15 protein-coding genes and 1 pseudogene are annotated in these 17,465 nt (G+C 69.0%); 6 read left to right on the forward strand and 10 right to left on the reverse strand.

Features of this window, described 5'->3' with window-relative positions; all coding sequences use genetic code 11:
- Positions 1-103 precede the first annotated feature (103 nt).
- Positions 104-997 (forward strand): annotated as a pseudogene (locus AC1RLW_RS09655) (MBL fold metallo-hydrolase); the annotation flags it as partial.
- On the forward strand, positions 991-1,716 hold the full coding sequence (locus AC1RLW_RS09660; protein WP_493192887.1) for a DsbA family protein: 726 nt from the start codon (positions 991-993) through the stop codon (positions 1,714-1,716). The pseudogene AC1RLW_RS09655 and the gene AC1RLW_RS09660, both read left to right, overlap by 7 nt.
- On the opposite strand, the gene AC1RLW_RS09665 is transcribed toward AC1RLW_RS09660, so the two are convergent.
- The 10 genes from AC1RLW_RS09665 to AC1RLW_RS09710 all read right to left on the reverse strand — a co-directional run bounded on the left by AC1RLW_RS09665 (position 1,713) and on the right by AC1RLW_RS09710 (position 11,783).
- On the reverse strand, positions 1,713-2,012 hold the full coding sequence (locus tag AC1RLW_RS09665) for a putative quinol monooxygenase (RefSeq protein ID WP_493192888.1): 300 nt from the start codon (positions 2,010-2,012) through the stop codon (positions 1,713-1,715). The two genes, AC1RLW_RS09660 and AC1RLW_RS09665, sit on opposite strands and share 4 nt — an antisense overlap.
- Before the next feature lie 118 nt (positions 2,013-2,130).
- Positions 2,131-3,798 (reverse strand): tannase/feruloyl esterase family alpha/beta hydrolase, encoded by a 1,668-nt coding sequence (locus tag AC1RLW_RS09670; protein ID WP_493192889.1) that lies wholly within the window; start codon positions 3,796-3,798, stop codon positions 2,131-2,133.
- 73 nt (positions 3,799-3,871) lie between these two features.
- Positions 3,872-4,579 (reverse strand): ABC transporter ATP-binding protein, encoded by a 708-nt coding sequence (locus AC1RLW_RS09675; RefSeq protein WP_095744599.1) that lies wholly within the window; start codon positions 4,577-4,579, stop codon positions 3,872-3,874.
- Positions 4,572-5,336 (reverse strand): ABC transporter ATP-binding protein, encoded by a 765-nt coding sequence (locus AC1RLW_RS09680; protein ID WP_062470612.1) that lies wholly within the window; start codon positions 5,334-5,336, stop codon positions 4,572-4,574. Before AC1RLW_RS09680 ends, AC1RLW_RS09675 begins: the two co-directional genes overlap by 8 nt.
- On the reverse strand, positions 5,333-6,319 hold the full coding sequence (locus tag AC1RLW_RS09685; protein WP_062470615.1) for a branched-chain amino acid ABC transporter permease: 987 nt from the start codon (positions 6,317-6,319) through the stop codon (positions 5,333-5,335). The genes AC1RLW_RS09680 and AC1RLW_RS09685 overlap by 4 nt, the downstream gene beginning before the upstream one ends.
- Before the next feature lies 1 nt (position 6,320).
- Positions 6,321-7,193: a branched-chain amino acid ABC transporter permease gene (locus tag AC1RLW_RS09690; RefSeq protein ID WP_493192890.1), complete on the reverse strand. Its 873-nt coding sequence runs from the start codon at positions 7,191-7,193 to the stop codon at positions 6,321-6,323.
- Between the two features lie 334 nt (positions 7,194-7,527).
- Positions 7,528-8,712 (reverse strand): ABC transporter substrate-binding protein, encoded by a 1,185-nt coding sequence (locus tag AC1RLW_RS09695; RefSeq protein ID WP_070059658.1) that lies wholly within the window; start codon positions 8,710-8,712, stop codon positions 7,528-7,530.
- Positions 8,713-8,867: 155 nt separating this feature from the next.
- Entirely contained in the window at positions 8,868-9,857 is a 990-nt protein-coding gene (locus tag AC1RLW_RS09700) for a PDR/VanB family oxidoreductase (RefSeq protein ID WP_493192891.1), read from the reverse strand.
- A 43-nt stretch (positions 9,858-9,900) separates the two neighbouring features.
- The gene (locus AC1RLW_RS09705) at positions 9,901-10,674 is read right to left on the reverse strand and encodes a GntR family transcriptional regulator (protein ID WP_095950656.1); all 774 of its coding nucleotides are present in this window, start codon (positions 10,672-10,674) and stop codon (positions 9,901-9,903) included.
- Positions 10,674-11,783 carry an aromatic ring-hydroxylating dioxygenase subunit alpha gene (locus AC1RLW_RS09710; RefSeq protein ID WP_062470627.1) on the reverse strand — a complete coding sequence of 370 codons (1,110 nt, stop codon included), beginning with the start codon at positions 11,781-11,783 and terminating at the stop codon, positions 10,674-10,676. Before AC1RLW_RS09710 ends, AC1RLW_RS09705 begins: the two co-directional genes overlap by 1 nt.
- Positions 11,784-11,928: 145 nt before the next feature.
- Here AC1RLW_RS09710 and AC1RLW_RS09715 point away from each other — a divergent pair, with 145 nt between their 5' ends.
- The 4 genes from AC1RLW_RS09715 to AC1RLW_RS09730 all read left to right on the forward strand — a co-directional run bounded on the left by AC1RLW_RS09715 (position 11,929) and on the right by AC1RLW_RS09730 (position 17,453).
- Complete coding sequence (locus AC1RLW_RS09715; RefSeq protein ID WP_493192892.1) at positions 11,929-13,050, forward strand: 5-methyltetrahydropteroyltriglutamate--homocysteine S-methyltransferase; 1,122 nt, start codon at positions 11,929-11,931, stop codon at positions 13,048-13,050.
- Positions 13,051-13,077: 27 nt separating this feature from the next.
- On the forward strand, positions 13,078-13,746 hold the full coding sequence (locus AC1RLW_RS09720) for a glutathione S-transferase family protein (protein WP_493192893.1): 669 nt from the start codon (positions 13,078-13,080) through the stop codon (positions 13,744-13,746).
- A 25-nt stretch (positions 13,747-13,771) separates the two neighbouring features.
- The gene (locus AC1RLW_RS09725) at positions 13,772-15,151 is read left to right on the forward strand and encodes a phospholipase D-like domain-containing protein (protein ID WP_083259032.1); all 1,380 of its coding nucleotides are present in this window, start codon (positions 13,772-13,774) and stop codon (positions 15,149-15,151) included.
- Positions 15,152-15,689: 538 nt separating this feature from the next.
- Positions 15,690-17,453: an Ig-like domain-containing protein gene (locus AC1RLW_RS09730; RefSeq protein ID WP_493192894.1), complete on the forward strand. Its 1,764-nt coding sequence runs from the start codon at positions 15,690-15,692 to the stop codon at positions 17,451-17,453.
- Positions 17,454-17,465: the final 12 nt, after the last annotated feature.

A 17,465-nucleotide genomic window follows, 5' to 3' on the forward strand; every position in this document is an offset into this window, starting at 1 on the left:
ACTATCCATTGTGCTGGCGGTGGTTTTTGTTTCGTTTCGCGCAACCTAACATCCGGTCTGTTCACGCTGTCACCCTCAACCTCATCGACCGAAAGACACCGCCATGTTCCGCAGAACCCTCGTTGCCGTCGCCGCCCTGTCCGCCGCATTCGCCCTCGCGCCGCTCGCCGCCCAGGCCGCCCAGCCGCTGAAGATCGACGTCTACAACCCCGGCACGAAGTCGATGTTCCCCGTGTCGTCGGTGCTGGTCGCCGGCGCCACCGACGCCGTGCTGGTCGACGCCCAGTTCCAGCGCAACGACGCGCAGGCGCTGGTGCAAAAGATCAAGGACAGCGGCAAGAAGCTGACCACGGTCTACATCAGCCACAGCGACCCCGACTACTACTTCGGCCTGGACGTGATCCGCGCCGCCTTCCCCGACGCCAAGATCGTCGCCACGCCGCAGACCGTGGCCGCCATCCAGGCCTCCAAGGACGGCAAGCTCGCGCACTGGGGCCCGATCCTCAAGGACAACGCGCCCCAGGCGCTGGTCGTGCCCGAGCCGCTGGCCGGCGACAGTCTCGTGCTCGAAGGCAAGAAGATCCAGGTCGTCGGCCTCGACGGCCCCTCGCCCGCGCGCACGTTCGCGTGGATTCCCTCGCTGAAGGCGGTGGTCGGCGGCATTCCGGTGTCGGCCAACATCCACGTCTGGGTGGCCGACACGCAGACGGTGCAGTCGCGCCGCGACTGGCTCAAGACCCTCGACCGCATCGCCGCGCTGCACCCCAAGACCGTGGTGCCCGGCCATTACCTGCCGAACGCCGACGGCTCGGCGCCCTACGCCGTGGCCTCGGTGAAGTTCACACGCGACTACCTCAAGGCCTTCGAAACCGAAGCCACGAAGGCCAAGGACTCGGCCGCGCTCATCGCCGCCATGAAGCAGCGCTACCCGAAGCTCGAGGACGCTTCGTCGCTCGAACTCGGCGCCAAGGTCATCAAGGGAGAAATGAAGTGGCCGCAGTAACCAACAACGACGTCGACTCCGCCACCCTGCACTGCATCTTCGATCCGCTGTGCGGCTGGTGCTACGCCGCCGCGCCGCTGGTCGAGGCCGCGCGCACCGTGCCGGGCCTGCGCGTCGAACTCCACGCAGGCGGCATGATGACCGGCGCCAACCGCCGCCCCATCACACCGCAATGGCGCGACTACGTGATCCCGCACGACAGGCGCATCGCCGAGCTCACGGGCCAGCCCTTCGGTGAGGCCTACTTCGAAGGCCTGCTGCGTGACAGCGGTGCGGTGATGGACTCCGAACCGCCGATCACCGCCATCCTCGCGGCCGAATCGCTGCGTGCAGGCGGCGGGCTGGACATGGCGCACCGCGTGCAGCAGGCCCACTATGTCGAAGGCCGGCGCATTGCGGAGGCTGGCGTGCTCGCCGAACTGGCGGTTGAACTCGGCTTCGATACCGACGCTTTCGCCACGGCTTTCCAGCAGCACACGGGCGACGCCACCGCGCGCCACATCGCCGCGAGCCGCGACCTGCTGCAGCGCGCGGGCGGCCAGGGCTTCCCGACCTTCGTGCTGGCGCAGGCCGATGGCAGCGCGGGGCGCATCGACATCGGGCCGTGGCTGGGGCGTGCGGACGACTGGAAGGCGCAGCTCGCCACCTTCGTCGCACCGGCGCCTTCTGCAACGGCATCCGAAGCCTGCAGCCCCGACGGCTGCGCGATCTAGGCGACCTTCTCCAGGAACACCAGCCGGATCGGCGCGTCCAGCAGTTCGTCGAATCGCTTTTCGAAGGCCTGGAAATGCGACGTGGCGAAGTGCGCGTCCAGCGCGGCCTGGTCCTGGAACGACTCGCGCATGTAGAAGCTGCCGGGCTCGTCGCGCAGTTCGAACAAGGTGTAGTCGAGGCAGCCGGGCTCCTGCCGCGTGGGCGCCACCAGCGCGCTCAGGGCGTCGCGCAGCGCCTCGCGCTGGCCGGTCTTGGCCTTCAGGACGGCGATGCTGATGAGGGGCGTGGTGCTCATGGGTCGTTGTGAAGTTCGGATGCCTGCAGTCTGCGGCGACACCCGCACATGAAAAAGCTCCCTCGCCCCGAAACTCCTTCAATCGCCCCTTGAAGATCGCGACCGCTTCAAGCGAGCGCTACCGGCTGCACTGAAAGCTCGCTGCCTGCGACGCATCGCCATTCACGTAGCGCGGCCACAGCGGCCACTCGCACAGCGGACGCGCACGCGTGGTCTTGAACGGCGGCTGCACGTCCTGTTCAAGCAATTGCAGCCCGGTCGGCGCACGCCCGCGCTCGACCCAGTCGGCCAGCGCGCCGAGCATGTCGACGTTGGCCGGTGCGCCGCTGCCCACATGGTCGACACCGGGCGCGGTGTACAGGCGCATGAAGCGGTCCACGTTCTCGCGGCCCATGCGTGCCACCACCGACTCGTAGTAGCGGATGCCCGCGAACGGGCTCTGCGCGTAGTCGGCCATGTGCTCCAGCACCAGCAACTTGCCGCCGCGCGCATGGAAGGCGCTCAGGTCGGGGTTGGTCGAGTCCATGAGCTGCGACACGGTGGCGATGCGCGCGGCGAAGTCTTCGGCGCGGTAGTTGCGCACGTCGAGCGACGGATTGCGCGCGTAGAAATACTGCAGCGCCCCGCTGCCGTAGAACCACGCGATGCCGTTGCTCGGCTGCGGCGGCACGGTCGGCGCGGCGGTGCCGGTCCACCAGGCGTTCCAGCCGCCCATCGAGGCGAAGGCCGGCGTACCTTCGCCGCCGATGCCCCAGCCCGGGTACTCGGTGACGCCATGCGCCAGCGGCACGGGCGAACGCCACGGCGAGCGCAGCGTGCGCACCGCCTGCACCTGCGCGTCGTTGAGGCAGTTGTCGCCGCTCGTGCCCGCTGCGCAGCGCAGGGTGGCGGGGTCGAAGCGCTGCAGGCAGGCCACCGGGTTCGACACGATGCGGTCGGCCACGCCGTCCGTCGCGTCGCACGACGCGAGCACCGCGTTGTGCACCAGCTGCACCTGCGCGGGCCGCAGCCAGCCTTCGCCGAAGGTGGCGATGCCGTTGCGCGTGCCCGCATGCTGCAGCCCGGTCCAGTTGATCACCGGCACGCGGCTGAAGATGCCGTCGAAGTCCTGCGGATAGCGCTGCGCCATCGTGAGCGCCTCGCGCCCGCCTTCGGAACTGCCCATGAAGTAGAGCTTCTGCGGTGCGTGGCCGTAGGCGCGCTGCGTCAGCGCCACCGCCACGTCGCGCACCTTCTTGTACGAGGCATGCGCGAAATTCACGAGCGCCTCGTCGTTGAGCGCAAAGGCCTGCGGCGGCTGGCCCTGCACGTTCTGGTGGCCTGAGTCGGTGCCGTAGGTCACGTAGCCCTGCGCGAGCGGCGTGGGCAGGTCGAAGCGCGCGGCAGGCACCAGCGCCAGGCCGGTGATCAGCGTGCCGTTGAAGCCTCCGCCGCCGTACTGCACGCTGCGCCCGTTCCATGCGAGCGGCAGGTTGATCTGAAACAGGATCGGCGGCGCGCTCGCGTCGACCGGTGCGATGCGCCCGAGCACCTTGCAGTACGCGGGCATCGCCGGCGTGATGCGCGACGCGGGGCTGGGGCCGCGCTCGGCCACGGCCAATGCAGATGCCGGCACGAGCGCTGCCGAATCGATCGTCGCCGCGCCGCTGGGCAGGCCGATGGCGCTGGCCGCCACCGGCGCGGTGAGCGCCGCACAAGCCTGGGCCGGATCGGCGCCGAGGCCGAGGCGCGTGGGGCCGTTCGGGGCTGTGCCGCATGCGGCGAGCAACGCGGCGGTCGCCAGCATGGCGCCCCCGCTGAACACGTGTGGGGGATCGCCATCTGTCTGTCTCCTGGTTGTTTTGTGTGATCGGCCGCCGCTACCGCGCCACGCCCAGCAGCCGGTCGAGCACCTCCGGCTGCGCACGCAGCGCCGCCGCGGTGTCGGCATGCACGATGGTCCCGTGGTCAAGCACCACTGCCTGGTCGGAAATCGCGAGGATCGCCTGCGGGTGCTGCTCCACGATGATCGCGGCCAGCCCCTCGTCACGCGTGATGCGACGGATGGCGCGCAGCAGCTCCTCCACGATGATGGGCGCGAGGCCTTCGAGCGGCTCGTCAAGCAGCAGCAGCTTCGGGTTGAGCACCAGCGCGCGGCCCACGGCCAGCATCTGCTGCTCGCCGCCCGACAGCTGCGTGCCCAGGTTGGTCTTGCGCTCGGCCAGGCGCGGGAACATCTCGTAGACGCGCTGCGGGTTCCACTGGCCGGGCCGCTCCACGGCCGTCAGGTTCTCGTGCACCGTGAGCGACTTGAAGATGTTGCGCTCCTGCGGCACCCAGCCGATGCCGGCCGCCGCGCGCTGGTGCGGCTGCAGCTTGTGCAGCGCCGCCTGCCCGCCGAGCGCGATGGTGCCGCCGTGCTGGCGCGTGGCGCCGGCCAGCGTGTTGATGAGCGTGGTCTTGCCCGTGCCGTTGCGGCCCAGCAGCGCGAGCGTCTGGCCCTCGCCGAGCGTGAAGGCCACGTCGTGCAGCACCACGGCCTCGCCGTAGCCGGCGCTCAGGTTCTCGATGCGCAGCAGTTCAGACATGGGCATGTTCTCCGTGGCCCAGGTAGACCTCTTTGACCTTCGGGTCGTTGGCGATCGTCTCGGGGTCGCCCTCGGTCAGCAGCGCGCCGTTGACCAGCACGGTCATGCGGTCGGCGAAGCTGAACACCAGGTCCATGTCGTGCTCGATGAGCAGCACCGACACGTCGGCCGGCAGCGCGGCCACGGTCTGCAGCAGCTCTTCGCGCTCGCCAGCGGGCACGCCCGCCACGGGCTCGTCGAGCAGCAGCACGCGCGGCTCACAGGCCAGCGCGATCGCGATCTCCAGCAGGCGGCGCTTGCCGTAGGCCATGAATTTCGTCTGCTGCTGCGCGACGTCGGCGAGGTGGAACTGCTCCAGCAGTTGCCCGGCCCGCTCGGCGATGCGCTTGTCCGCACCCAGCGGGCGCCACCACTGCGCGCCGATGCCCTTGTGCTGCGACACCACGAGCGCCAGCGTTTCCAGCGGCGTCATCGAATCGAAGAGCTGGTTGATCTGGAAGGTGCGCACCAGCCCGCGCGCCACGCGCTTGTGCGGCGCGAGCGTGGTGATGTCTTCGCCGAGCAGCGAGATGCGGCCTTCGGTGGGCGTGAGCACGCCGGTCAGCAGGTTGATCAGCGTGGTCTTGCCGGCGCCGTTCGGGCCGATGAGCGCATGGCGTGCGCCGCGCTTGAGTTCCATCGTGACGTTGTTCGTGGCGGTGATGCCGCCGAAGCGCATCACGAGGCCTTGGGTCGAGAGCACGGTGTCGGTGGTCATGCCGCACCGCCCTTCTTCTTCGCAGCGCCGAACCATGTCCACGGCTTGAGCAGGCGGTCGCGTCCCACGAGCACCAGCAGCACGAGGATGAGGCCGATCCAGAACATCCAGTACTGCGGCGTCACCGACGACAGCCAGGTCTGCAGCAGCTTGAAGACGATGGCGCCCGCCACGCCGCCATACAGCCAGCCCACGCCGCCGATGACCAGCATCAGCAGCACGTCGGCCGAGCGGTCGAAGGCCAGCACGTCGAGCGAGGCGAAGCCGGTGGTCTGCGCCAGCAGCGCGCCCGCGGCGCCCGCGATGCCGGCGGCCACGGTGTAGACCACGGCGAGCCGCGACACCACCGGGATGCCGATGGCCATGGCGCGCAGCCGGTTGTCGCGGATGGCCTTGAGCGTGGCGCCGAAGGGCGAATGCACGATGCGGCGCATCACGAGGAACAGCACGAGCATCACGGCCAGCGAGTACCAGGCGGCCGTGCGGCCATACAGGTCGAATTCGAAGAGGCCGAGCACCGGCCCCATCACCACGCCCTGCAGGCCGTCGGCGCCGCCGGTGAGCCAGTCGAGCTTGTTGGCCAGTTCGAGCAGCAGCAGCGCGGTGCCCAGCGTGACCATGAGCCGCGTGAGGTCGCTGCCGCGCAGGATCGTCACGCTGGCCACGAGGCCGAGCACGGCCGACAGCACGGTGGCGAACACGAGGCCGACGGTCGGGTCGGGCATGACGAGCTTGGCGAACAGCGCGGCGGCGTACGCACCGAAGCCGAAGAAGGCGGCATGGCCGAGCGACACGATGCCGGTGTAGCCGAGGATGAGGTCGAGCGACATCGCGAACAGCGCGACGATGGCGATCTCGTTGACCAGCAGCGAATGCGAGGGCATGGCCAGCGGCAGCGCGAAGGCCACGGCCCAGACCACGAACTCCCAGGGGCGCCAGCGCGCGGTGCGCAGCAGGGCCGATTCATAGGCAGGCGCGCTCATCTCAGCGACCTCCCTTGCGCGTGAACAGGCCTTGCGGCCGCCACATGAGGATCAGGATCATGAGCAGGTAGACGGTGAACGCGCCCATCTTCGGAATGAAGTACTTGCCGGCCACGTCGGCAATGCCGAGCAGCAGCGCGGCGGCGAGCGGCCCGGTGATCGACGAGGTGCCGCCGACCGAGACGACGATGAGGAAATAGATCATGTACTTGAGCGGGAAGGTCGGATCGAGCCCGAGGATTTCCGCGCCCAGCGCACCGCCCAGCCCGGCCAGGCCGGAGCCCACGGCGAAGGTCAGCAGGAACACGATGTTGACGTTGATGCCCAGGCCGGCGGCCACGCGCGGGTCGTCGACGGCGGCGCGCAGGCGGCTGCCGAAGCGGGTCTTCGAGAGGATGAGCTGCAGCACCACGGTGAGCACGGCGCACACGGCGATGATGAAGATGCGGTAGTGGCCCATGCCCAGCAGGAACGCGCCGTCGCCGAATTCGCTGCGCCCGCGCAGCCACTCGGGCAGTTGCAGGTTCTGCTGCGACGAGCCGACGAAGTAGTCGACGGCCGCGACGGCCATGAACGCCAGCCCGATGGAGAACAGCACCTGGTCCAGGTGCGGCTTGCCGTACATCGGCCGGTAGAGCGTGCGCTCCAGCAGCGCGCCGGCCAGCGCGACGACGATGAACGCGAGCGGCAGGCAGGCCAGGAACGGCACGCCGAGCTTCTGCATCGCGAACACGGTGAGGTAGCCGCCCGCCATGGCGAAGGCGCCGTGCGCGAGGTTGATGAAGTTCATCAGCCCGAGCGTCACGGCCAGCCCCACGGCGAGGACGAAGAGCAGCATGCCGTAGGCGATGCCGTCGAAAAGAATGGTCAGCATGTTTTCAGGTACGTGCGTTCGGGATGCGTTCGTTCAGGGTGATGCTGTTCATGGTGTGTGCGCAGGCCACCGGGTACTTCCCTCCGCGAATGTCCCCCGGGCTTCGCCCTCCTCCTTGATTTCGCTGCGGGAAGCACCCAGTGCCCTGCGCACGGGACGCGGCGGTGGTGTGCGGCGGATCAACAACCGCTCTGAACACGCTCACGTCGACGGGGTGCCTTGCGCAGCGAAATCAAGGAGGAGGGGCGCAGCCCCGGGGGACATTCGCGGAGCAAGGCACCCCGTCGGCGGGAGCGCCGCCCTGAACGGCAGCGCTCCCACCGGCGAAGCGAAATTACTTGGCTTTACCCGGGTCCTTCACGCCCTTCAACACGTCGAACTCGATGTTGTAGAGCTGCCCGTCCTTCTTTTCAACCTTGCGCAGGTACACGTCCTGCACGATGTCGCGCGTCTGCGCATCGATCAGCACCTGGCCGCGCGGGCTCTCGAAGACCTGGCCCTTCATGGCCGCCAGCAGCGCTTCGCCGCCGCCCTGGCCCTTGGTGGTCTTCAGGGCTTCATAGATCACGCGCATGCCGTCATAGCCGCCCACGGCCATGAAGTTGGGGCGCATCTTCGGATTGGCTTTCTGGAAGGCCTCGACGAACTTCTTGTTCAGCGCCGAGGGGTGCGCGGCCGAGTAGTGGTGCGAGGTGACCACGCCCAGCGCGCCATCGCCCATGTCGTTCAGTTGATCGTCGTCGGTCACGTCGCCGGTAGCGATCATCTTGATGCCGGCCTTGTCCATGCCGCGCTCCAGGAACTGCTTCATCACCGCCGCGCCCGCGCCCGAGGGCACGAAGACGAACAGCGCGTCGGGCTTGGCGTCGCGCACCTTCTGCAGGAACGGCGCGAAGTCGGGATTGCGCAGCGGCACGCGCAGCTTCTCGAGCACCTTGCCGCCGTTGAGCTGGAAGCGGTCGCTGAAGAACTTCTCGGCGTCGTTGCCGGGGCCGTAGTCGGTGACCAGCGTGACCACCGACTTCACACCGTTCTTGGGCGCCCAGTCGCCCATCACCACCGACACCTGCGGCAGCGTGAAGCTGCTGCGCACGATGTAGGGCGAGGCCTCGGTGATGCTCGAGGTGGCGGCGGCCATCACGACCTGCGGCGTCTTCGACTGCGTGGCCAGCGGCGCGGCGGCCAGCGCGGCGGGGGTGATGCCGAAGCCGGCGATCACGTTGACCTTGTCGTTGACGATGAGCTCCTGCGCCAGGCGCTTGGTCACGTCGGGCAGGCCGGTGTCGTCCTTCACGATCAGCTCGACCTTCTTGCCGGCCACGGTGTCGCCGTTCTGTGCCATGTACAGGCGCGCGGCGGCCTCGATCTGGCGGCCGGTGGAGGCCGACTGCCCCGTCATCGGCAGGATCAGGCCGATCTTGAACTTGTTGTCCTGGGCGCTGGCCACGGGCAGCGACAGCGCGGTGGCGAGCGCAATCGCCGAAAGGCCGGCGGTCTGGATGAGATGGCGTCTTTGCATGGAATTTTTCCTTTGAGGGACGGAACGCGAAACCGGGCGTATTTTGAACAATTCGCAACAATTGACGGAGCAGGCAACCACCTACCCACCCACCGCACGGGTCTTTGTTGCGCGATCAGTCGAATGGTTGCGCGATGATCGCGCAACCGATGTTTTCAACGGTCCGGGCGGTACGCGGAATCGAGCGTGAGCGTACCCACCGCGCGTGACACGCAGGCGCAGATGCGCGTGGTCGCCTGCTTCTCGGGCGGGCTCAGGAACACGTCGCGGTGATCGACCTCGCCGTCCACGGCCAGCACGTCCATGGCGCACAGGCCGCATTCGCCGCGCTTGCAGTCCGACAGGGTCTGCACGCCGGCCGCATCGAGCGCGTCGAGCAGGGTGCAGTCGGCCGGCACGGTGATCGACAGGTCGTGGCGCGGAATGCGCACGGTGAAGGCCTGCGTGGCAAGCCGGCCGCTGCTGCCGAAGGTCTCGAAGCGCAGGTCCGCGAGCGGCCGGCCGGCCGCGGCCCAGGCGCGCTTGACGGCTTCGAGCATCGGCACCGGGCCGCAGGTGTAGAGCTGGCCGCCGGGTGGCAGCGCGGCGATGGCGGCGTCGAAGTCGATGGGCGCGGCGCCTTCGTGCGCCTGCACGCCGGCCTCGCCCAGCGCGTCGCGCAGGGTGTCGAGGTAGCCGAACTCGCCTGCGTGGCGTGCGCCGTACAGCATGGACACCGGCACGCCGCGGCGTCGGGCCAGTGCGCCCAGGCGCTGCGCCATCAGCACCAGCGGCGTGATGCCGATGCCGCCGGCCACGAGCAGGTAGCCGGGCGCCGCGAGGTCGAGCGGAAAGTGGTTCTGCGGCGCGCTCACCTGCAGCCGGTCGCCCTCGGCCAGCCGCCACATCGCGCGCGAGCCGCCACGGCCGTCGTCCAGCCGCTTGACGGCGATGCGCCAGCAGCTGCCGTCGCCCTCGCCCACCAGCGAGTACGAGCGCGTCTGCACGCGGCCCTGCTCGGTCATCACCTGCACCTGCAGGTGGGCGCCGGGCTCATGCGCGGCGACGAAGTCGGTGTCGGGGCGCAGCGTGAACTCGCGCACGGTGGGCGTGACGTCGCGCAGCGCCACCACCTGCGCCTGCATCCATTGAAGATCGCTTTTCATCGGGGAACACCAGCGGGGAAAGAAAGAAAAAAGAAGTCGTCGATCAGCCGCGACGGCGGATCAGTTGCACACCCGGCAGCGGACGCTGCTCGGCGCTCGGCGTGCCGTGCAGCGCCTCGCGCAGATTGCGCCGCGCGATGCGGCTGTGCTCGCGCATCAGCGCCTCGGCGCGCGAGCCCTCGCCGGACTCGATGGCGTCGAGCACCTGCAGGTGCTGGTCTTGCGCGATCACGAGCATGTCGCGCGCGGCCGGCGAATTGGCCTGCACGATGACGAAGCCCGAGGGCGAGGCGAACGGCAGGTTGACCACGCGCTCCAGCTGCTGCGCGATGACCGGGCTGCCCGCCATTTCGCACAGCAGCGCATGGAATTTCTCGTTGTGCGTCACGTAGCGCGAGAAGGCCGCGTCGTCGAGCGCGGGCTCTCGCAGCAGTTCGTCGATGCGCGCGAGGCAGGCGCGCGCTTCGCGCAGCACCACGGGCGCCGCGCCGCGCTCGGCCGCCAGCCGCGCCACGAGGCCTTCGAGCGTGCCGCGCAGTTCGATCGCGTCGGCCACGTCGCGTTCGGAAAAGGTGCGCACCGCATAGCCGCCATTGGGCAGGGCTTCGAGCAGGCCTTCCTGTTCGAGGCGCATGAGCGCGCTGCGCACCGGGGTGCGCGACACGCCGAGCTGTTCGGAGATGGCGACCTCGGCGATGCGCGCGCCGCCGGGCAGTTCGCCCGCCAGGATCATCTCGCGCAGCCGCAGCTGTGCCTTCACGGCCTGCGAGCTGCCGCTGTCGCCGGGCTCGGCGGGAGAGACGGTGGCGACCTTCATCACGCGGCCTGGCTCTCTGGCGCGGGGCGGATCGGGATCGCGGCGCGCGCGGGCCGTTCCTTCTCGATCATGCGGTCGATGAGGCGGCGCGCCCACATCGAACCGGCGTCGATGTTGAGGTTGTAGAACTGGTGGTCGGGGTGCTCGTCGATGGCCTTCTGCTGCGCCTCGAGCACGATCTCGTCCTCGCGGAAGATGCCCGACACGCCCTCGCGCAGTTCGTGCGTGAGGCGCTGTTCGCCCAGGCAGTAGTTGCGCGCGAAGGCCCAGAAGTACAGGCAGGTCTTGTCGGTCTCGGGCGTGATGGTGTTGAGCACGTAGCCGTTGACGCCCTTGCTGCGGTCGCCGGCGTTGTCGTTCGACGGCACCGCGCCACTGCCCGCCTCGGCCACGCCGACGTCGATGTTCACGGTGCACGGGCCTTCGAAACGGATGATCTGCCAGCGGTCGACCTTGCCCGTGTAGCCGCGCGCGTGGCGGATCTGGTTGCCCCAGAACGGCGGCGCGTCGATGTTCTCCATCCAGCGCGTGACGGTGGCCGAGCGGTCGCCGTGCGTGGCCACGAAGGGCGCCTCGGCCACTTCGCGGTTGCCGATCGACGAGCCGTGCACGAAGGTCTCGTGCGTGAGGTCCATGAGGTTGTCGACCACGAGGCGGTAGTCGCAGTGGACGCGGATCATCTTGCCGTCGCCGGCCCAGGCCGGGTCGTCGTTCCAGTGCATGTCGGGCACCAGCGCCGGGTCGGCCTTGGCCGGGTCGCCGGGCCAGATCCACACGAAGCGGTGCTTCTCGACCACCGGAAAGCTGCGCACGCAGGCCGAGGGGTTGAGCGTTTCCTGGCTCGGCATGTGGGTGCAACGGCCCTGGCTGTTGTAGACCAGGCCGTGGTAGCCGCAGACCAGCTCGTCGCCCTCGAGGCGGCCCAGCGACAGCGGCATCAGCCGGTGCCAGCAGGCGTCTTCGAGCGCGGCCACCTGGCCGTCGGTGCGGCGAAACAGCACCACTTTCTGGTTGCAGATGGTGCGTGGCAGCAGCGCGTGACGCACTTCGACGTCGTAGGCGGCGGCATACCAGGCGTTGAGCGGAAAGGCGGTCGTGGGCGTCTTCATGAATACGCAATGTATACAGAACAACGAGAAATTCCAGAGCTGAACCCCATATTCAAGGGTAAACACCGACGCTTACGTATACAAACAGGCTTTTCACGAAGGCGCTAGGATTCCGCTCGTTCACAGTCACGACGGAGTTCATTCCATGTCCCAGCATGCCGCCCTGCCCGCCCGCTACGACCACGTGGGCAGCTTCCTGCGCCCGCAGTACCTGCTCGAAGCCCGCGAGCAGAAAGCCAAGGGCCAGATCACGCCCGAGCAACTGCGCGAGGTCGAAGACAAGGCCATCACCGAGATCGTCCGCTTCCAGGAAGACATCGGCCTGAAGAGCATCACCGACGGCGAGTTCCGCCGCACCTACTTCCACATCGACTTCCTCGACCAGCTCGGCGGCGTGAAGACCGACATCCCGGTCACCATCCGCCGCCCCGACGGCACCGAGGAACTGGCGCCGCCCGCGATGCGCGTGATCGACAAGGTGCGCCACGTGAAGGACATCCAGCTCGCCGACTTCCAGTACCTCAAGAGCCAGGTGTCGGTCGGCCGCACGCCGAAGGTGACGATCCCGTCGCCGACGATGCTGCACTTCCGTGGCGGGCGCGCGGGCATCAGCAAGGACGCGTACCCCGAGCTCGACCCGGTGTTCTACGACGACGTGGCCAAGGCCTATGGCGACGAGCTGCGCTCGCTGGCCGCCGCCGGCTGCACCTACGTGCAGATGGACGACACCAACCTCGCCTACCTGTGCGACGAGCACATGCGCGAAGCCGCCCGCAAGCGCGGCGACGACCCGAACGAGCTGCCGCACCGCTACGCCGCCTTCATCAACAAGGTGGTGGCGCAGAAGCCGCCGGGCATGCTGCTGGCCATGCACCTGTGCCGCGGCAACTTCAAGAGCACGCACGCCGCGGCCGGCAACTACGAGCCGGTGGCCGAGGCGCTGCTCAAGGAGATGGACCTCGACGCCTACTTCATGGAGTACGACGACGCCCGCTCGGGCGACTTCAAGCCGCTGCGCTACCTGCCCAAGGGCAAGACGGTGGTGCTCGGCCTCGTGACCACCAAGTTCGGCGAGATGGAAGACAAGGACGAGCTCAAGCGCCGCATCGAGGACGCCAGCAAGTACGCCTCGCTCGACCAGCTCGCGCTGTCGCCGCAGTGCGGCTTCTCCAGCACGGTGCACGGCAACAACATCGCGGTGGAAGCACAGCGCAACAAGCTGCGCCTTGTCGTCGAAACCGCGCAGGAAGTCTGGGGCTCGACCTGACGCGCGGTTTCTGTTGAAGTCGGGGGCATGACGACGACGCAGATTTACTCCGGCCCCCTCAGCATGTTCGGCGCGAAGGTGCAGATCGCCGCGTACGAAAAAGGCATCACTTTCGAGCTCATCATGGTGCCGTTCACCACCGACGATGCCTACGAGCCCAAGCACCCCGAGGTGCTGCGCGTGAACCCGGTGAAGCAGCAGGTGCCGGTGCTGGTCGACGAGGAGGTGGCGCTGTTCGACTCGACGCAGATCTTCGAGTACCTCGAGGACCGCCACCCGCAGCCCGCGCTCTGGCCCGAAGGCATTGCCGACCGGGCCCGCGCGCGGCAGCTGGAGCAGAAGTCGGACGAGGTGTTCTTCCCCAACGTCATCAAGCTCTTCGGCTTGCAGGACGCCATGCAAAGCGCCTCGGCGGTCGCGGCCTGCGCCGCCTGTGCGCGCTTCTACGAAGAGATGGACGGCCTGCTCGCCACGCGCGAATACCTGGCCGGCCCTTACTCCTTCGCCGACATCGCCTTCTACATGGCGCATGTGTTCGCCGACCGCAAGGGCGCCGGCATGACCGACGCCACGCCGCGCCTCGTGGCCTGGCGCGAGCGCGTGGGCGCGCGGCCCGCGGTGCGCGCGGTGGTCGATCCGATGATGCGGTTCCTGGCTTCGCAAGGGCGCGGCGTGCCGGCCTTCCTGCAGCGCTGAGCGGGCACCGAGGCATCACCCGCCCATGCCGGACACCCTCTTCGACTGGCTGCCCTCCCCTTCGCAGCATTTTCTTGTCGTCACTTTCGCGTTGCTGGTCTATGTGCTGACCACGCGCACGCGCCGCGAGCAGCGCGCCCCCACCACCGCCATCGCCTGGGTCATGGGGCTGGTGCTCATGCCCTACGTGATCCTTCCGATGTACCTGCTGTTCGGCCAGCGCAAGCTGCGCCCGGCCGGCGCGCCCCGGCCGCCGCGTTCGCTGCCGCCGGGCCACTGGGCGGCCGACCTGATCGAGAGCTTCGGCCTGGCGCCGCCCGGGCGCTGCGCGATCCGCATGCACGCCGACGGCGAGGCCGCGCGCGAGGCGCTGTTCGAGGTGATCGACGGCGCGCGCCAGCGCCTGGACGTGTGCACCTTCATCATCGGCGACGACGCGCTCGGCCATGCCGTGCTGGCGCGGCTCGCGCAGCGCGCGCGCGAGGGCGTCAAGGTGCGCGTGCTGCTCGACGGCTTCGGCGCGCTCTCGCTGCCGCGCCATCACTTCGACCGGCTGCGCGCGGCCGGCGGCGAGGTGGCGGTGTTCCGCCCCTTCTTCAGCCTGCGCCGCATCGGGCCGCGCAACCTGCGCAACCACCGAAAGCTCACCATCGCCGACGACCGCTGGCTGTGGTCGGGCGGGCGCAACCTGGCGGGCGAGTACTTCTCCGGCAACGACAAGCACCCCGAAGCCTGGCACGACCTGTCCTTCGACCTGCAGGGCAGCGTGGCCGCCGCCGCCGCGCGCCAGTTCGACCACGACTGGAGCTCGGTGCGCGGGCGCAAGGCGCGCGCCATCACCGCCGCCGACGTGCCCGCGGGGCCCGGCTGCGCGATGGCCCAGTTCCTGCCGAGCGGCCCCGACCAGACCGAGGACACGGCGCATGCGCTGCTCATCGACGCCTGCTTTCGCGCCGAGCACCGCATCCTCGCGATCACGCCCTACTTCGTGCCCGGCGACGGCCTGCGCGACGCGCTGCGCCTCGCCGCGCGGCGCGGCGTGCAGGTGACCATCGCGATGCCCGCGCAGTCGAACCACCGGCTGGCCGACTTCGTGCGCGCACGCGCCATGCGCGACCTCGCGCGCGCCGGCGTGAGCTTTCGCATGCTGCCCTTCATGGCCCACGCCAAGGCCGTGGTGGTCGACGACGAACTGGCGATGTGCGGCTCGATCAACCTCGACCTGCGCAGCCTGCTGCTGAACCACGAGGCGGCGGTGGTGTTCTACGGCCACGAAGACATCGAATGGCTGGCCGAATGGATCGAGACCACCGCCTCGGCCGGCGAGCCCTACCGCGCGCGGCGTCCGGGGCTGCTGCGCGACGTGGCCGAAGGGCTGCTGCTGACCGTCGCGTTCCAGCTGTAGACGGGCGGTGCATCGCCCAAGGTGCACGAATGCAACACAATTGCAACCAATTGAACATTCACACTAGAATCGCCACCGGTTCCGGTGGATGACCGTTCTTCCGGAGCCCCCTGCATTGCGGGGCAGCCCGCTCCGGCCCGGCCTCATGGGGGCCACCGAAGCGCCATTCGTACCGCCGTTGTCGTGAGAAAGTGCCCAAATAACAGGCACCACTACAACGAGGCCAGTTCCCTTCCTACGAGCCCAGAAATTAAGATAAAGGTTCACTGATTGTTGCCACATCGTGTGGAGGAATGAGCGGTCCGCCCGCTCTCTGCACTGAATGAGCAACCAGTAGTCCCCCGCACTTCAGAAGCATCGGCGCCCGTCAGGGCGTATCGCCTTCGGCGACCTCGATGCGATGCAGGAGCGTGACCGGCAAAGGCGGTCGCCGCGGGGTTTGAGCGCTGGGCGCCGGGCGACACCTTCGCGCGGCCCCAAGCGATCCCCTTTGTTGTCGATCACTGCCGGATTCCCCTGAGCACGGGGAGAAAAATCGATGCCTTTCATTGATTCGCTGCTGGCGCTCGCGCGCCGGCTGGGCGCAGCCTTGCCTGTCGTTTTGGCCGTGCTGCTGCCGTTGTCCGCCGCTCCCGCCTGGGCGGCCATGAACGAAGTCGGCCGCGCCACGCCGAGCGTGCACCGCCTGCGCTTCTTCATCGACCCGCAACTGGCGGCCGACATCGGCGCGCCCGAGGCCGGCCGCCGGCTCGCGCAGTACGTGGCCGACCTCAACACCGTGTTCCAGCGCGAGACCGTGCGCAGCTTCACCTTCGACCCCGCGAAAGACCTGCAGGTCGTCGCGCCCGGCGCGGCGCCACCCTGCGGCTTCAACGGCGTGGCCGGCGGCGAGATCGTGCTGTGCGTCGGCCCCTCGAAGCGCGGCTACAGCCACGGCGGCCTGACCACGAGCACCACCTTCCCGCCCACCGGCGTGACCTGGAACCTGAACTGGACCGCCATCCACGACCCGCTGCGCCTGTCGCGCGCCATCACGCCGGCCGCGCCCGAGTCCACCGAGAAGGACTACCTCGGGCGCCAGCTCAAGACCCTGCTGCACGAGCTGGAGCACGTGTTCGGCGCCGGCTCAGGCGAGTACTACAACGCCATCGCCGTCGCCGACACCACCGAGACCGCGCCCGCCAGCGACCTCGCCCTCGTGAAGCACACCGACCGCTACTGGTGGACGCGCCAGCACTGGCGCCTCGACCCGCTGCTGGGCACCGTGTTCGAGCAGCGCTACGACCCGGCCGCCAACCGCGTCGCCACGCTCGGCCTGATCCGCTTCACCGAAGGCACCAAAGCACAGATCAACACCGACTGGCGCGACTGGCCCAAGCTCGGCAGCTCGAAGTTCATGGCCGCGACCACCGCCACGCAGGTGCGCGTGACCGAGCGCGAGAGCGGCGCCGCGCTGGCCGGCGCGCCGGTGTCGGTGTGGCGCGACCCGGGTGCCGGCAAGCCGCTGGAGCCTATCGCGCAGGGCACGACCAACGCCGACGGCCGTTTCGTCTTCGACTGGCGCTGCGGCTTCAGCTGCTTCGCCGTCGGCAAGACCACGCTGCTCGTGAAGGCCCAGGCCCCGGGCCGCGCGCCGGGCGCCACCTGGTTCACCATCTTCGATGCCTTCGAGCAGAAGGCGGTGCAGGGGCAGGCGGCCTTCACCATCGACCTGCCGCTGGGCGTGCCCGACAGCCAGAAGCCGGCCGTGTCCCTGGCCGCCCCCGCGATGGCGACCGTGGGCCAGCCCGTGGCGCTGGCGCCCGTGGCGGTCGACAACGTCGGCGTGTTCGGCGTGAAGGTGATCGGCACCGACAGCCTGCCGATCTGCACCTTCACCGCCCCGCCCTACACCTGCCAGTGGACGCCGACCGCGCCGGGCGTGCAGGTCGTCCGCGTGATCGCCATCGATGCCGCGGGCAATGCCGAGGTCGCGTCGGCGCAGGTGATCGTGCGCGCGCCCGCCGACACCACCGCGCCGACCGTCACGCTGAACGTGCCGTCCATGGCTTCGTCGGCGGCCGGCCTGCCGGTGCGGCTGTCGGCCAGCGCGACCGACGATGTCGGCGTGGCCGAACTGGCCTTCATCGTCGACGGCAAGACCGTCTGCGCGCTGCGCGCCGCGCCTTATGCCTGCAGCTGGACGCCCGCGCGTGCGGGCCTGGCGAACATCGAACTGCGCGCCACCGATGCGGCGGGCAATGTCGCCACCACCTCGGCCACCGCGCGCGTCGGCGCGGAACTGCGGCCCGAAGACCTGTAAGAGATAGCGCTC

It is taken from the genome of Variovorax sp. GW822-FHT04A09 (assembly GCF_058801005.1).

Coding starts and splice junctions, on each gene's coding strand:
- AC1RLW_RS09720 (WP_493192893.1), top strand. CDS start 13,078: ATGACGACGACGCAGATTTACTCCGGCCCCCTCAGCATGTTCGGCGCG.
- AC1RLW_RS09670 (WP_493192889.1), bottom strand. CDS start 3,798: ATGCTGGCGACCGCCGCGTTGCTCGCCGCATGCGGCACAGCCCCGAAC.
- AC1RLW_RS09675 (WP_095744599.1), bottom strand. CDS start 4,579: ATGTCTGAACTGCTGCGCATCGAGAACCTGAGCGCCGGCTACGGCGAG.
- AC1RLW_RS09665 (WP_493192888.1), bottom strand. CDS start 2,012: ATGAGCACCACGCCCCTCATCAGCATCGCCGTCCTGAAGGCCAAGACC.
- AC1RLW_RS09685 (WP_062470615.1), bottom strand. CDS start 6,319: ATGAGCGCGCCTGCCTATGAATCGGCCCTGCTGCGCACCGCGCGCTGG.
- AC1RLW_RS09730 (WP_493192894.1), top strand. CDS start 15,690: ATGCCTTTCATTGATTCGCTGCTGGCGCTCGCGCGCCGGCTGGGCGCA.
- AC1RLW_RS09690 (WP_493192890.1), bottom strand. CDS start 7,193: ATGCTGACCATTCTTTTCGACGGCATCGCCTACGGCATGCTGCTCTTC.
- AC1RLW_RS09680 (WP_062470612.1), bottom strand. CDS start 5,336: ATGACCACCGACACCGTGCTCTCGACCCAAGGCCTCGTGATGCGCTTC.
- AC1RLW_RS09700 (WP_493192891.1), bottom strand. CDS start 9,857: ATGAAAAGCGATCTTCAATGGATGCAGGCGCAGGTGGTGGCGCTGCGC.
- AC1RLW_RS09710 (WP_062470627.1), bottom strand. CDS start 11,783: ATGAAGACGCCCACGACCGCCTTTCCGCTCAACGCCTGGTATGCCGCC.
- AC1RLW_RS09725 (WP_083259032.1), top strand. CDS start 13,772: ATGCCGGACACCCTCTTCGACTGGCTGCCCTCCCCTTCGCAGCATTTT.
- AC1RLW_RS09715 (WP_493192892.1), top strand. CDS start 11,929: ATGTCCCAGCATGCCGCCCTGCCCGCCCGCTACGACCACGTGGGCAGC.
- AC1RLW_RS09695 (WP_070059658.1), bottom strand. CDS start 8,712: ATGCAAAGACGCCATCTCATCCAGACCGCCGGCCTTTCGGCGATTGCG.
- AC1RLW_RS09705 (WP_095950656.1), bottom strand. CDS start 10,674: ATGAAGGTCGCCACCGTCTCTCCCGCCGAGCCCGGCGACAGCGGCAGC.